This window comes from Bradyrhizobium sp. 192 (genome assembly GCF_023100965.1).
In the GTDB taxonomy this organism is placed as follows: Bacteria; Pseudomonadota; Alphaproteobacteria; order Rhizobiales; family Xanthobacteraceae; genus Bradyrhizobium; species Bradyrhizobium symbiodeficiens.
In genome coordinates, this window is record NZ_CP064690.1 from 835,005 (window position 1) to 848,614 (window position 13,610).

11 protein-coding genes are annotated in these 13,610 nt (G+C 63.7%); 6 read left to right on the plus strand and 5 right to left on the minus strand.

Annotation, left to right across the window (positions count from 1 at the left end):
- Positions 1 to 51: 51 nt before the first annotated feature.
- On the minus strand, positions 52 to 1,752 hold the full coding sequence (locus IVB24_RS03925; RefSeq protein WP_247772106.1) for an alpha-amylase family protein: 1,701 nt from the start codon (positions 1,750 to 1,752) through the stop codon (positions 52 to 54).
- Between the two features lie 178 nt (positions 1,753 to 1,930).
- Between IVB24_RS03925 and IVB24_RS03930 the strand changes: the two genes are divergently transcribed.
- Positions 1,931 to 2,422: an MmcB family DNA repair protein gene (locus tag IVB24_RS03930; protein WP_094976193.1), complete on the plus strand. Its 492-nt coding sequence runs from the start codon at positions 1,931 to 1,933 to the stop codon at positions 2,420 to 2,422.
- A gap of 119 nt (positions 2,423 to 2,541) precedes the next feature.
- Here the strand turns inward: IVB24_RS03930 and IVB24_RS03935 are convergent, their stop codons facing one another.
- Complete coding sequence (locus IVB24_RS03935) at positions 2,542 to 3,096, minus strand: ActR/PrrA/RegA family redox response regulator transcription factor (protein WP_094976194.1); 555 nt, start codon at positions 3,094 to 3,096, stop codon at positions 2,542 to 2,544.
- A 102-nt stretch (positions 3,097 to 3,198) separates the two neighbouring features.
- Positions 3,199 to 4,521 carry an ActS/PrrB/RegB family redox-sensitive histidine kinase gene (locus tag IVB24_RS03940; protein ID WP_247774279.1) on the minus strand — a complete coding sequence of 441 codons (1,323 nt, stop codon included), beginning with the start codon at positions 4,519 to 4,521 and terminating at the stop codon, positions 3,199 to 3,201.
- A 106-nt stretch (positions 4,522 to 4,627) separates the two neighbouring features.
- Between IVB24_RS03940 and IVB24_RS03945 the strand changes: the two genes are divergently transcribed.
- The 4 genes from IVB24_RS03945 (at position 4,628) to IVB24_RS03960 (ending at position 8,964) form a co-directional block, all read left to right on the plus strand.
- On the plus strand, positions 4,628 to 5,431 hold the full coding sequence (locus IVB24_RS03945) for an ABC transporter ATP-binding protein (protein WP_247772107.1): 804 nt from the start codon (positions 4,628 to 4,630) through the stop codon (positions 5,429 to 5,431).
- 208 nt (positions 5,432 to 5,639) lie between these two features.
- Positions 5,640 to 6,458 (plus strand): ABC transporter permease, encoded by an 819-nt coding sequence (locus IVB24_RS03950; RefSeq protein WP_247772108.1) that lies wholly within the window; start codon positions 5,640 to 5,642, stop codon positions 6,456 to 6,458.
- Positions 6,459 to 6,579: 121 nt separating this feature from the next.
- Positions 6,580 to 7,908, plus strand: a complete 1,329-nt coding sequence (phaZ, locus tag IVB24_RS03955) for a polyhydroxyalkanoate depolymerase (protein WP_094976197.1) — start codon at positions 6,580 to 6,582, stop codon at positions 7,906 to 7,908.
- A gap of 216 nt (positions 7,909 to 8,124) precedes the next feature.
- Entirely contained in the window at positions 8,125 to 8,964 is an 840-nt protein-coding gene (locus tag IVB24_RS03960; protein ID WP_094976198.1) for a SprT family zinc-dependent metalloprotease, read from the plus strand.
- 236 nt (positions 8,965 to 9,200) lie between these two features.
- On the opposite strand, the gene IVB24_RS03965 is transcribed toward IVB24_RS03960, so the two are convergent.
- Entirely contained in the window at positions 9,201 to 11,411 is a 2,211-nt protein-coding gene (locus IVB24_RS03965) for a penicillin-binding protein 1A (RefSeq protein ID WP_247772109.1), read from the minus strand.
- A 182-nt stretch (positions 11,412 to 11,593) separates the two neighbouring features.
- Between IVB24_RS03965 and IVB24_RS03970 the strand changes: the two genes are divergently transcribed.
- A complete protein-coding gene (locus IVB24_RS03970) occupies positions 11,594 to 12,019 on the plus strand; it encodes a DUF1330 domain-containing protein (RefSeq protein ID WP_247772110.1) in 426 nt (141 codons plus the stop codon).
- Between the two features lie 137 nt (positions 12,020 to 12,156).
- On the opposite strand, the gene IVB24_RS03975 is transcribed toward IVB24_RS03970, so the two are convergent.
- Entirely contained in the window at positions 12,157 to 13,377 is a 1,221-nt protein-coding gene (locus tag IVB24_RS03975) for an ABC transporter substrate-binding protein (RefSeq protein WP_094976201.1), read from the minus strand.
- Positions 13,378 to 13,610: the final 233 nt, after the last annotated feature.

Genomic DNA, 13,610 nt, shown 5'->3' on the forward strand with positions numbered 1-13,610 from the left:
GGCGCTTGTCCGGACGACAGCGCTGAGTGTGAGGAAAGCGAAGCGGCAACATCAGCCCGGATGCTTGTTCCCCCGCGCCGTGGTGGCGTCGATATCACTCCGCTTCAGCAGATAATCCAGCCCGCCGACGCGATACCAGCGATAGCCATACGGCTCCAGCACGATTCGATGCTGGCCGCGCTTGTCGGCGTGGCTGTGGTCCTCCGCGAGCAGATTGATCAGGTGCGCGCCGGCCTCGCCCGGCAGCCCCGTCGAGAACGCGGTCTCGCGCGGCTTGTCGTCGAGATTGTGCACGAATAGCACGGAGTTGTTGCGCCAGTCATAACGCATGACGAACACGGCGGGATCGCGCGTCGCAATGATCGCAAAATCGCCCCAGCCGATCTCCGGCACCTCTTTCCGCATGCGGACGATGCGCTCGGTCCAGTTCAGCATGGAATCGGGATCGCGACGCTGTTTGGCGACATTGATGTGCTGGTAGCCGTAGGGGCCCTTGTCGATGACGGGGCATGCCGGCTTGTCGCTCTTGGTGAAGCCGCCGTGGGGCTCGGTCGACCATTGCATCGGTGTGCGCGCGCAATTGCGTTCGGGCAGCGACAGATCATCGCCCATCGCGATCTCGTCGCCATAGCGGATGACGGGCGTTCCCGGCAGCGTGCACATCAGGCTATAGGCGAGCTCGAGCCGCCGCCGGTCGCCGCCGAGCATCGGCGCGAGGCGCCGCCTGATGCCGCGGTCGTAGAGCTGCATGTCCTTGTCGGGGCCGAAATTCCTGAACACGGTGTCGCACTGGGCCTTGGTCAGCCGCCCCAGATCTAGCTCGTCGTGATTGCGCAGGAACAGGCCCCATTGCGCCGACGCCGGCCGCGGCTTGGTCGCTTTCAGCGCCTTCGCGAGCGGACGCGAGTCGGCGGAGGCCAGCGCGTAGAAAAGATGCTGGTTGACGTGGAAGTTGAACATCATGTGCATGCGGTCGGCGTCGCGGCCGAAATATTCCATGTCGGTTTCCGGCAACACATTGGCTTCGGCCAGGATGATGGCATCGCCCTGCCGCCATTGCAGGAACTCGCGGAACGCGCGCAGCATGTCGTATTGCTCGACCGGCTTCTTCATCTTGGCGCCCTTGGTGGCAATCACGAAGGGCACGGCGTCCATCCGGAAGCCGGAGACGCCGAGTTGGATCCAGAAGCCCATGATCTTCAGGATCTCGGCCTGCACATGCGGGTTCGACGTGTTGAGATCGGGCTGGAAATCGTAGAAACGGTGGAAATAATACGCGCCGGCTTCCTTGTCGCGTGTCCAGGTCGTCTTCTGTACGCCGGGAAACACCATGCCCGTGTTTGCGTTTGCGGGCTTCTTGTCGGACCACACGTACCAGTCCCGATAGGGCGAGTTCTTGTCGCGCCGCGCTTCCTTGAACCAATGGTGCTGGTCCGAGGTGTGGTTGACGACGAGATCGATGATGATGCGGATGCCGCGCTGTTTGCAGCCATGGGTGAATTCGACGAAGTCGCCGAGCGTGCCGTAACGGGGATCGACGCTGTAATAGTCGGCGATATCGTAGCCGTCGTCGCGGCCGGGCGAGGTCTGGAACGGCATCAGCCAGATCGTGGTGATGCCGAGCCCGTGCAGATAGTCGAGCCGGCGCAACAGCCCCTTGAAGTCGCCGACCCCATCGCCGTTGGCATCCATATAGGTGCCGACGGAGAGGCAATAGATCACGCCATTCTTGTACCAGAGATCATCGATCATGCGCGCAGCCCCGGTGGTTCCGCCGAGGTGCGGCGGCTGCGTGATAATTGTTAAGGTCGAGTGCGGTTCCGCGTCACACGCGCTGTCATCCCGGGGCGCGCGAAGCGACTTCGTCGCGCCCCGGAATGACGGGTGGAGGTAGTGTCAGCACCCAATGGAATCGGCTATCCTCCCACCCATGGACAACACCGCCCGCAATATCGCCCTCGTGCCGCCGCCCGATCGACGCCAGTCGGAGACGGCGCTCGCCATTGCGCGCGGCACCGCGCGGCTGCTGCGCTCGCTCGGCTTTACCTGCATCAGCGAATTGCCGCTGCCTTCGGGCCGGCGCGCCGATCTGGTGGCGCTGAACGAGCGCGGCGAGATCTGGATCGTCGAGATCAAATCGTCGGTGGAGGATTTGCGCGCCGACCAGAAATGGCACGAATACCGTGCCCATTGTGATCGGCTGTTCTTCGCCTTCACGCAGGACCTGCCGTGTGAGATCTTTCCGGAAGGCACCGGCCTGATCATCGCCGACGCCTATGGCGCGCACCTGCATTGCGAAGCGCCCGAGCATAAGCTCGCCGCCGCCACCCGCAAGCAGATGACGGTACGGTTCGGAATGGCAGCGGCGCTACGGATCAACCGGCTGGTCGATCCGCAGGGACACGCGGATTTCTGGGAATAGCGGCGCCGCAAACATCGGTGCCGTAGGGTGGGCAAAGCGAAGCGTGCCCACGATCCCTATCCAATCCAGACAGATGGTGGGCACGGCGCTAAGCGCCTTTGCCCACCCTACGAAAACCGTTACCGCGGCGCGCGCTTGGCGAGAATGCGCTGCAACGTCCGCCGATGCATGTTCAGCCGGCGTGCCGTTTCCGAGACGTTGCGGTTGCACATCTCGTAGATGCGCTGGATGTGCTCCCAGCGGACGCGGTCGGCCGACATCGGGTTGGTCGGCAGATCGGACTTGTCGGCACTGGTCGACAGCAGCGCCGCGACGACGTCGTCGGCATCGGCGGGCTTGGAGAGATAATCGATCGCGCCCATCTTCACCGCGGTGACGGCCGTGGCGATGTTGCCGTAGCCGGTCAGCACGATCGCGCGTGCGTCGGGGCGCTTCTTCTTCAGCGCCGAGACTACGTCGAGGCCGTTGCCGTCACCCAGCCGCAGATCCACCACGGCGAATGCGGGCGCCGACCTGCCGATCTGCGCAAGTCCGTCGGAGACGGTGTCGCATGATGTCACGGCAAAGCCGCGCGTTTCCATGGCGCGCGATAACCGCTCCAGGAACGGCTTGTCGTCCTCCACGATCAACAGCGAGCGATCGGTCTGTTCGTTCAGTTCGGCGATGGCGTTCAAGGTTTTGTCCTCTCTCCAGCGCGTCTACATATGGCGTCGCAATCGCGCAGTGCCAAGGCGGCAAATAGTCGATCCGCCCTGTCGTGCGACGCAAGGTCGCGGCTATCCTATTGTTTCTTCGAGGCTCTCGATAGCCTCAAAACGCTGTCGTGGCCATGTGATCTGGACCACGGCGCCGTGGTCCGGAAAGATCCGGTTGGTAAACAAGACCTTGGCGCCGGTGCGTTCCAGCAAGGTACGCGCGATGAACACGCCCAATCCGAGGCCGCGTCGCTCGCCGCCGCTGTCATCCGTGGTTCGCCGCCGCGACAGATAGGGCTCGCCGATCCGGTTCAGGATGTCGGGCGGAATGCCGGGGCCGTCGTCGGAGATCAGAAGCTCGATCGTGTCCTTGTTCCACCACGCGTTCACCTCGACGGTGGTACGGGCGAAATCGACCGCGTTCTCGACGATGTTGCCGACGCCGTAGAGGATCGCCGGGTTGCGCGAGCCGACCGGCTCGGACACGGCGGCGACCGCGATCCGCACCTTGATCTCGACGCCGAAATCGCGGTGCGGGGCCACCACTTCCTCGATCAGCTCCGACAGCTTCATGCGGTCGAACGGCGCGCCGGTGGAGGAGAGTTGGGTGATCTTGCTCAGGATGTCGCGGCAGCGCTGGGTCTGCTCGCGCAGCGTCTTCAGGTCGGCGGCAAAGCTGGCATCCTTCACCGTCTTCTCCAGCTCGCGCGAGATCAGGAAGATGGTCGCCAGCGGCGTGCCAAGCTCATGCGCGGCCGCGGCGGCAAGGCCGTCGAGCTGGGTCAGGTGCTGCTCGCGCGTCAGCACCAGCTCGGTCGCGGCCAGCGCGTCCGCGAGCTTGCGCGCCTCTTCCGTCACCTGGAACGAGTAGAGGCTGGTGACGCCGATCGCGAGCACGATCGAGAGCCAGACACCAACGAGATAGATCGGCGGCAGCACCAGGGGATCGTCGGAATCCCAGGGCAGCGGCAAATGGAAGAAGAACAGGACCGAGGCGCAGGCGACCGCGAGCACGCCGAGGCCGAATGTGGAGCGCGCCGGCAGCGCCGTGGCCGAGATCAGCACCGGCGCGAGGAACAGGAACGAGAACGGGTTCTGCAGTCCGCCGGTGAAGTACAGCAGACCGGCCAGTTCCACGATGTTCAGCGCGAGCAGTCCGGCCGCCTGCATCGGCTCCAGCCGCTGCAGCGGATTGGAGACGGTCTGGAGCGCCAGATTGAGTGCCGCCGACAAGGCGATGATGCTGACGCAGGGGACGATCTCGACATTGAACTCCAGCCCCTGCGCCACGATGAAGATCGCGGCGAGCTGGCCGAGCACCGCCAGCCAGCGCAGCCGCAGGATGGTGTCGAGTCGGATATGTCGCTGTGCGTGGCGGAAGTCGGTATCGGCAGTCTCGGTCATCTCGGCCAATGTGGCGGTGCCTTCTCGATCACAAACGCGGGCTCGCGGAACCACCCCGATTACAAGCCTTGCGCTCTCCGCTGCAATAGCAGAAGAACGCCCCAGCATGACCGGGAACGACAAAGCTTCAAGTCCGCCGACTGTCGCGGGGCGCAGCTCCTCCGCGGCAATCGAGGTCGATCACCTCGTCAAGGTCTACAAGCAGACCCGCGCCGTCGACGACATTTCCTTTTCGCTGCCGCGCGGCAGTATCACCGGGCTTCTGGGCGGCAACGGCGCCGGCAAGACCACGACCATCGCAATGATCATGGGCCTCGTGCTGCCGACCTCCGGCGGCGTGCAGGTGCTCGGTCATGGGATGCCCGAGGAGAGCGCTTCCGTGCTGGGGCGGATGAATTTCGAGAGCCCCTATGTCGACATGCCGATGCGGCTCACGGTGCGGCAGAACCTCACCGTGTTCGGCAAGCTCTATGCGGTGAAGCACCTGTCGGAGCGCATTGCCGCGCTCGCGGACGATCTCGACCTCACCGAATTCATCGACCGCGCCAACGGCAAGCTGTCCGCCGGGCAGAAGACCCGCGTCGCGCTGGCCAAAGCGCTGATCAACCGGCCCGAGCTGTTGCTGCTGGACGAGCCGACCGCCTCGCTCGACCCGGATACCGCCGACTGGGTGCGGGCGCATCTTGAGCGTTATCGCAAGGACAACAACGCCACCATCCTCCTGGCTTCGCACAACATGCTCGAGGTCGAGCGGCTCTGCGACCGCGTCATCATCATGAAGCGCGGCCGCATCGAGGACGACGATACGCCGGAGGCGATCATGGCGCGCTACAACCGTACCACGCTGGAAGAGGTGTTTCTGGACGTCGCGCGCGGCCGGGCGAACGGCGCGAAGGAGGCGGCGAGGTGAGGGCGAACTGCAGAACCCCGGCTAGAGTCCCGTCATTCCGGGGCGCGCGGAGCGCGAGCCCGGAATCCATAACCACAGGCCGCGGTTGTGAGGCGAGATCGGTAATTCCGAGTCTTCGTTCAATTCAATCCTGTGGCTATGGATCCCGGGCTCGCGACTTCGTCGCGCCCCGGGATGACAGCCTTCATCCTGACAACGGATTGCCCCGATGACCGAGCTCTCCCTCCACCGCGGCATCTCCGTCCACCGCATCGGCGCGATGATCCTGCGCTACTGGTACCTCCTGATGTCGTCCTGGCCGCGGCTGCTCGAATTGCTGTACTGGCCGGCGCTGCAGGTCATCACCTGGGGCTTCATCCAGTATTACATCGCCGAGAATTCCAATTTCTTCGCGCGCGCCGGCGGCACGCTGATCGGCGCCGTCATCCTCTGGGACATCCTGTTCCGCGGGCAGCTCGGCTTCTCCATCTCGTTCCTGGAGGAGATGTGGGCGCGCAACATCGGCAACCTCATGATGAGCCCCTTGAGGCCGATCGAGTTTCTGCTGTCGCTGATGGTCATGAGCCTGATCCGGCTCGCGATCGGGATCATTCCGATGACCGTGCTCGCGCTGGTCATGTTTCACTTCAATGTCTATGCCCTCGGCCTGCCGCTGATCGCATTCTTCTGCAATCTGATCTTCACGAGCTGGTCGGTCGGCATCTTCGTGTCGGGGCTGGTGCTGCGAAACGGCCTCGGCGCCGAGAGCATCGTCTGGACCTTGATGTTCGCGATCCTGCCGCTCGCCTGCGTCTACTATCCCGTCAGCGTGTTGCCGGTCTGGCTGCAAACCATCGCCTGGGCGCTGCCGCCGACTTACGTGTTCGAAGGGATGCGTGCGCTGCTGATCGAGCGAACCTTCCGGATCGACCTGATGCTGGATGCGTTGGCCATCAATGCGGTGCTGCTGGGAGCTTCTTTTTGGGCATTCCTTGCCCTTTTGCGCAGCGCCAAGCGGAATGGCTCCCTGTTGTCGGGTGGCGAATAACCTCGCTTTATCGTGGATTCAGGCCGGTTTAGCCGTTTTCGCTACGTAGATGTACGGAACCATGCATTGACGCAATATTACGCATTCGGCAGTATGCTGCGATGCGAAGAAGGATATAGCGATGCCTATTGGTGAGTTTGGCGGCGCGCCGCCCCTGGCGGCCGAAGGCAGTCCGGTCCTGACGACGCCGATGTACTGGATGTACGAGATGGCGCACGCCTCTCTCAATCCGGCACGTGCGGTCACTGACGCGACCAAGCTGCTGTTTCAGAATCCCCTCAATCCCTGGGCACGCACCGAGGTCGGCAAGTCGGTTGCCGCGGCCTGCGAATTGTTCGAGCGGACCACGCGCCGTTACGGCAAGCCGGAATGGGGCCTCGACGACACCGAGGTCAACGGCATCCGCGTCCCCGTCGAGGTTCGCTCGGTCTGGGAAAAGCCGTTCTGCCGGCTGCTCTATTTCGATCGCAAATTCACCCGTCCGCTGCGCAGTCCGCAGCCGCGTGTGCTGATCGTGGCGCCGATGTCCGGCCATTATGCGACGCTGCTCCGCGGCACGGTCGAGGCGTTCCTGCCCGCGCATGAGGTCTACATCACCGACTGGGCCGACGCCCGCATGGTGCCGCTCAGCGATGGCCGTTTCGATCTCGACGATTACATCGACTACGTCATCGAGATGCTGCACGTCCTCGGCGGCAACACGCATGTGCTGGCGGTGTGCCAGCCCTCCGTGCCGGTCGTCGCTGCCGTCTCGGTGATGGAATCGCTGCGCGATCCCTTCGTGCCGACTTCGATGACGCTGATGGGCGGGCCGATCGACACCCGCCGCAATCCGACGGCGGTGAACAATCTCGCCCAGGAGCGCGGCATCGACTGGTTCCGCAACCATGTCATCACCAAGGTGCCGTTCCCGCATCCGGGCATGATGCGCGACGTCTATCCGGGATTCCTGCAGCTCAACGGCTTCATCAGCATGAATCTCGATCGCCACATGGACGCCCACAAGCAGCTCTTCGCCCATCTGGTGAAGGGCGACGGTGACCTCGTCGACAAGCATCGCGAGTTCTATGACGAGTATCTCGCGGTGATGGACCTCTCCGCCGAATATTACCTGCAGACGGTCGACACCGTATTCGTGAAGCACTCGCTGCCGAAGGGCGAGATGGCCCATCGCGGAACACTTGTCGATCCCTCCAAGGTCACGCGCGTGGCGTTGATGACCGTCGAAGGCGAGAACGACGACATCTCCGGTCTCGGCCAGACCGAAGCGACGCACACATTGTGCAGCTCGATCCCCGATCATCGCCGCGTTCATTACGTGCAGAAGGGCGTCGGACATTACGGCGTGTTCAACGGCTCGCGCTTCAGGTCGGAAATCGTGCCGCGCATTCACGACTTCATGGTTTCAGCGGCAAATCCGAGCTCATTGCAGGCTCGCGCGGCCGAATAGCTTCTTTTTCGGCTTTCCCGTCGAAAATTCGGGCCCTGCCGACGCCTCCGGCAGGGTCAGGTTCCCTCCAGATTCGCGGTATTTAGGTAGCTTCCTAGGAGTGAGTCCGCCCTCACCCCTTGGGGGTGCCGCATGCGTCAACCGGGGGCGAAAAAAGCCGGTTCCAACCCCAGTCTGTAGGGTCTCCCGGACGCCAGACCGCTGTATATTGGGCAAATGATTTGTTTTTGCGCCGAGCGCTTTCCCTGGCGGCGGTTATGGCAGAATCCGGGCGAACTCTTGCTCCCTGGACTGACAGACATGGCCACTCGCGCTCTCCTCTATCGGCGTCCCCACGAACCGAAGACCGTCCTGATCACCCACGGATCGCAATATTTTGCCATCCGATTGCGGCGGCACCGCCGCGCGCGCCGTTACACGCTCAGAATTCATCCGAGCGATCGCGAAGCAATCCTCACCATGCCGCCGCGCGGCACGCTGGCCGAGGCCAAAGACTTCGCGCAGCGCCACGGTGCGTGGATCGCCGCGCGCCTCGGTCGCTTGCCGAAGGCCGCGCCGTTCCAGCCGGGCACGGTGATACCGCTTCGTGGCACGCCGCATCGCATCGTTCATCGCGCCGGCACGCGCGGCACGGTGTGGACCGAGGTCCGCGATAGCGGTGAGCGCATTCTCTGCGTCGCCGGCGGGCTCGAACATGTCGATCGCCGCGTCAGTGACTTCCTCAAGCGCGAGGCACGCCACGACCTGCAGCGTTCGTCGGAGGCCTACGCCGCCGAGCTCGGTGTCAGGGTCAAGCGGCTCTCGATCCGCGATCAGTCCAGCCGCTGGGGTTCCTGCACCTCGGCCGGCTCGCTGTCGTTCTCCTGGCGGCTGATCCTCGCGCCGCCCTTCGTGCTCGACTACCTCGCCGCGCACGAAGTTGCCCATCTCGTCGAGATGAACCACTCGGCGCGGTTCTGGCGCGTGTGCGGAAAAGTCTGCCCGTCGATGGAGCGCGCCAAGAAGTGGCTCGACACCTACGGCAATGATTTGCACCGCTACGGGGTCGAGGATTAGGGCGTCGATATCACCCATACGGAAACTGTCATCGCCCGCCTTGTGCGCAATTGCGCACTGGAGCGGGCGATTCAGTATTCCGGAGGGGCAGTTGTTTTTGAACCGAAGCGTCGCAGCGTACTGGATTCCCGGCAGCCCTGCCCGCGCAAGCCGTTGATTTTGCTATCGCCGGCTACTGTGCATGGGGTTGTTTTCGCACTTTTTGGTTTGAGGGGCTGAATGCCCTCCGCCCGAGCCTAGCGATTTCCGCCAAACAGGCGGTCCATCAACCAACCATCGAGCCCTGCCGCAGCCTCCGGCCGCGCATTGGCGCGCGTCGGCGGCGGGCGATAGCCGCCATTGTTCGCCGCCGTCGGTGGCGCGGCCGCTGTCGGCTGCGACACCTGCGATGCCGCCTGCGCCAGGTTCGACAGGCCCCAGCCACCTTGTGTGCTCGGCAATGCCGCCACCGGCACGCCCTCGTGCGCCGTCTTCATGAAGCGCGACCAGACTTCCACCGGCAAGCCGCCGCCTGTGGCCTTCTTGGTCGGCGAATTGTCGTCATTGCCGAGCCAGACGCCGGTGACGAGGTTGGCGGTGTAACCGATGAACCAGGCGTCGCGATAATCCTGGCTGGTGCCGGTCTTGCCGGCGGCCGGCCAGCCGGGAATCTCGGCCTTCTTGGCGGTGCCCGATATCAGCGTCTCCCGCATCATCGCGTTCATCATGCCGACATAGCGGGGATCGACGACCTGGTTACGCTCCTCGGGTTGGCGCATGTAGAGCAGCTTGCCGCTGAGCGTCCTGATCCGCGTGACGACATGCGGCGTCACCGCGAGGCCGCCATTGGCAAAGGGCGCATAGGCGCCGACCAGCTCGACCATGGAGACCTCGGAGGTACCGAGCGCGATCGAGGCGTTGGGTTCGAGCTTGGAGGAGATGCCGAGCCGATGTGCGGTGCGCACCACGTTCTTCGGCCCGACCTCGAGGCCGAGGCGGATCGCGACTGTGTTGAGCGACATCGCCAGCGCCTGCGTCAGCGTCACCGCGCCGAAATATTCGTGGGTGTAGTTCTCAGGCCGCCAGCCTTTGACCTCGATCGGCGCATCCTGGCGCATCGTGTCGGGCGTCAGCCCCTGCTCGAGCGCGGTCAGATAGACGAACGGCTTGAACGAGGAGCCCGGCTGGCGTTTTGCGGTCACCGCGCGGTTGTACTGGCTCTCGGAATAGTTCCGTCCGCCGACCATGGCGCGCACCGCGCCGTCAGGCGTCATCGCCACCAGCGCGCCCTGGCTGACATTGAACTTCACGCTCTTGGCCGCGAGCTCGTCGATGATGGCGGCTTCCGCCGCGCTCTGCAGCTTCGGATCGATCGTGGTCTCGACCTTGATGCTCTCGTCGATCTGGCCGACCAGGTCGTCCAGTACCTCGCCGATCCAGTCGGCAACGTAGTTGATCGTGCCGGCGCCGACCGGCTTCACATTGTAGGAGGGATGGCCGATCGAGGCCTGCGCCTGCGCATCGGTGATGAATTTTGCATCCGCCATCGCCGCAAGCACGATTCGCGCGCGGGCTTCGGCGCCTTCGGGGTTGCGGTTCGGCGCGAGGCGCGAGGGCGATTTGACGAGGCCGGCCAGCATCGCGGCCTCGGCGACCGTGACGTTCTTCGCCGACTTGCCGAAATATCTTTGCGCGGCAGCTTCGACGCCGTAGGCGCCGGAGCCGAAATAGACGCGGTTGAGATAGAGCTCCAGGATCTCGTCCTTGGAATGCTTGCGTTCGAGCCAGATCGCGAGTTCCACCTCCTGCAGCTTGCGCTGCACGGTGCGCTCCTGGGTCAGGAACAGGTTCTTGGCGAGCTGCTGCGTCAGCGTCGAGCCGCCCTGCGAGACGCCGCGATGCATGACGTTGGTGACGAGGGCGCGCAGGATGCCGACGGGATCAATGCCGAAATGCGAATAGAACCGGCGGTCCTCGATGGCGATGAACGCCTTAGGCAAATACGGCGGCAAGTCCTTCAGCGCGATATTGGCGCCGGCCATCTCGCCGCGCTGCGCCAGGATGCTGCCGTCGATGCCGACGATCTGGATCGTCGGCGGGCGCTTCGGGATTTCCAGCGACTGGATCGGCGGCAGGTGGGCGCCGACATAGATCACGACGCCGATCACCGCGATCGCGCCCCATAGGCCGAGCACCGCGCCCCAATAGACCATGCGGCCGAGGCTGGCGCCGATGCGTGACTTGGACCGGCGTTTGGTGCCGCTGCGGCCGGCTTGCGCCTTGCGCTCGCGCGGCGGCTCGTCGCCGGACTCCCCAGTCTTGCGCTTGGCGGGTGATTTCGTCGATTTCTTCGGCTTGTTCTCGCCGCCGGGAATGCGATCCGCCGGGGTCAGGCGCAGATCGGCGAGCGCCGCGGGCAAGCCGAACAGCGGCTCCTTCCGCCCACCCTTTTTCTTTCCCCACGCCATACGCAAATACGCCCGGTCAGCCTGCCCCGCCGCACGCTAGCGGTCGCTGTTTAAGGCCCGGTTACCCCGACGTTAACGCGTGATTAGGAGGTGCGGCATTCGCCTGCCGCAGTTCCGCTGATCGCGCGGCGGAGCTAGGATCGCCGACACAAAATCCGAGAAAACACGCAAGGGAAACCCACATGGGCCATGTCGATCCGACCAAGGAAATCTTCGCGCAGTTCCGGGACAATAACCGCCCCGGCCCGATCCACATGCTCAACCTGGTGCGCCTGCGCAAGGAGGCGGCCTACCCGGACGGACGCAAGGCGAGCGGCGCGGAAGCCTATGCCGCCTATGGCCGCGAGAGCGGCCCGGTGTTCGAGCGCCTCGGCGGCCGCATCGTCTGGCAGGGCAGGTTCGAGCTGATGCTGATCGGCCCGCAGGACGAGCGCTGGGACCATTGCTTCATCGCCGAATATCCTGACGTCGGAGCCTTCGTCGAGATGATCCGCGATCCCGTCTATCGCGAGGCGGTCAAGCACCGCCAGGCCGCGGTGGAAGACTCGCGATTGATCCGGCATGCCGTGCTGCCCGTGGGGAAGAATTTTGGCGAGATACCGGTGTGAATGCCGCTGGACCAATCTCTCGCGGTCGTCATGGCCGGGCTTGACCCGGCCATCCACGACTTTCTTTCGCGCCTCCAAGAACGTGGATGCCCGGGACAAGCCCGGGCATGACGTCGTTGAGGAAGCGCTCTTGAGAACTAACCCGCCGTGCCCGAATCCTCGAGGATCGGGCCGAACAGCTCCCAGCGCTCGCCGTTGAACTTCATCATCTGAAGCTGCTTGTTGACGCGGTAGTCGGTCGGCGAGGTGTTGACCTTGATGCCGGGGAGCGCCGTGTCGGTGGCGAAGTCCTTCACCGAGGCCGCTTGCTTCATGACGTTCTCACGGGTCAGATCGTCACCGCACTGCTTCAGCACATGCACCAGCAGCTGCGCCGTGCTGTAGCCGTAGGTGTTGAAGTTCGAGTCCTTGTCGCCATCAGGATAGTACTTCGCCATGAAGTCGAAATACTTCTTCAGGCCGGCATCGTCCTTCCAGGTCGGATCGAGCGGTTCCTTGCCGTAGTTGACGCTGATCAGGCCCTTGGCGGCGTCAAGGCCCGCGGGCTTGAGCACCGCGCCGACCGAGGTGGCGTTGATGTCGACGATCTGGACCGGATGCCAGCCCATTTCGGCGATCTTCTTGATCGCCTGCGCGGCCTGCTTCGGCGTGCTCGCACTGAAGAACAGGTCGGCGCCGGCATCCTTGATCTTGAGGACCTGCGAGTCGACGGTGGGATCGGACACCTCGTAGGAGGCTTCAGTCACGATCATCTTGGCGGCCTTGTCGCCGAGGCCGGCCTTGATGCCGTTCAGATAATCCTTGCCGAGATCGTCGTTCTGATAGAGCACGCCCACCTTGGCGTTCGGATGCTCCTTCAGAATGTACTGACCGTAGATGCGGCCCTCGACGAAGTAGTTGGGATTGAAGCCCATGGTCCACGGGAAGTTCTTGGGGTCCGTGAACCGCGAGGCGCCGGTCGCAGCGAACAGCTGCGGCACCTTCTTGGCGTTGAGATATTTCTGCACGGCCGCGTTCACGGGCGTGCCGATGATCTGGAAGGTCAGCAACACCTCGTCGCTCTCGACCAGCTTGCGGATCTGCTCCACGGCTTTCGGCGGCGAATAGGCGTCGTCGTACTGAATCAAATTGATCTTGCGGCCGTTGACGCCGCCCTGGTCGTTGATCATCTTGAAATAAGCGGCCTGCGTCTTGCCGATCGACGAATAGGCCGACGCCGGCCCCGAGAACGGCATGGTCTGTCCGACCTTGATCTCGGTGTCGCTGGCGCCCGGATCATATTTTTTCTGGGCATTGGCCGCTGAAATCGACAGCGCCAGAGCGAGCGCCGTGGCCAGATGCAGTTTTCCATTCCTCATTCGCAATTCCCTCAGTTGTTATTGCCGATGATCTCCCGGCGCGCGCTTGCGCGTCCGATGCCATCGGTTGAGGGCAAGTGTGAAGGAACGGGTGTTGCAACGCAAGGTGGGCGTTCGTAGGGTGGGTCAGCTCTGCGGACTGCACGAAGCGCGGTGCGCGGCGCGTAACCCACCTCTTCTGTATCTGCGGATCGGAGCAGGGTGGGTTACGCCTTCGACCCACCCTGCGAGAA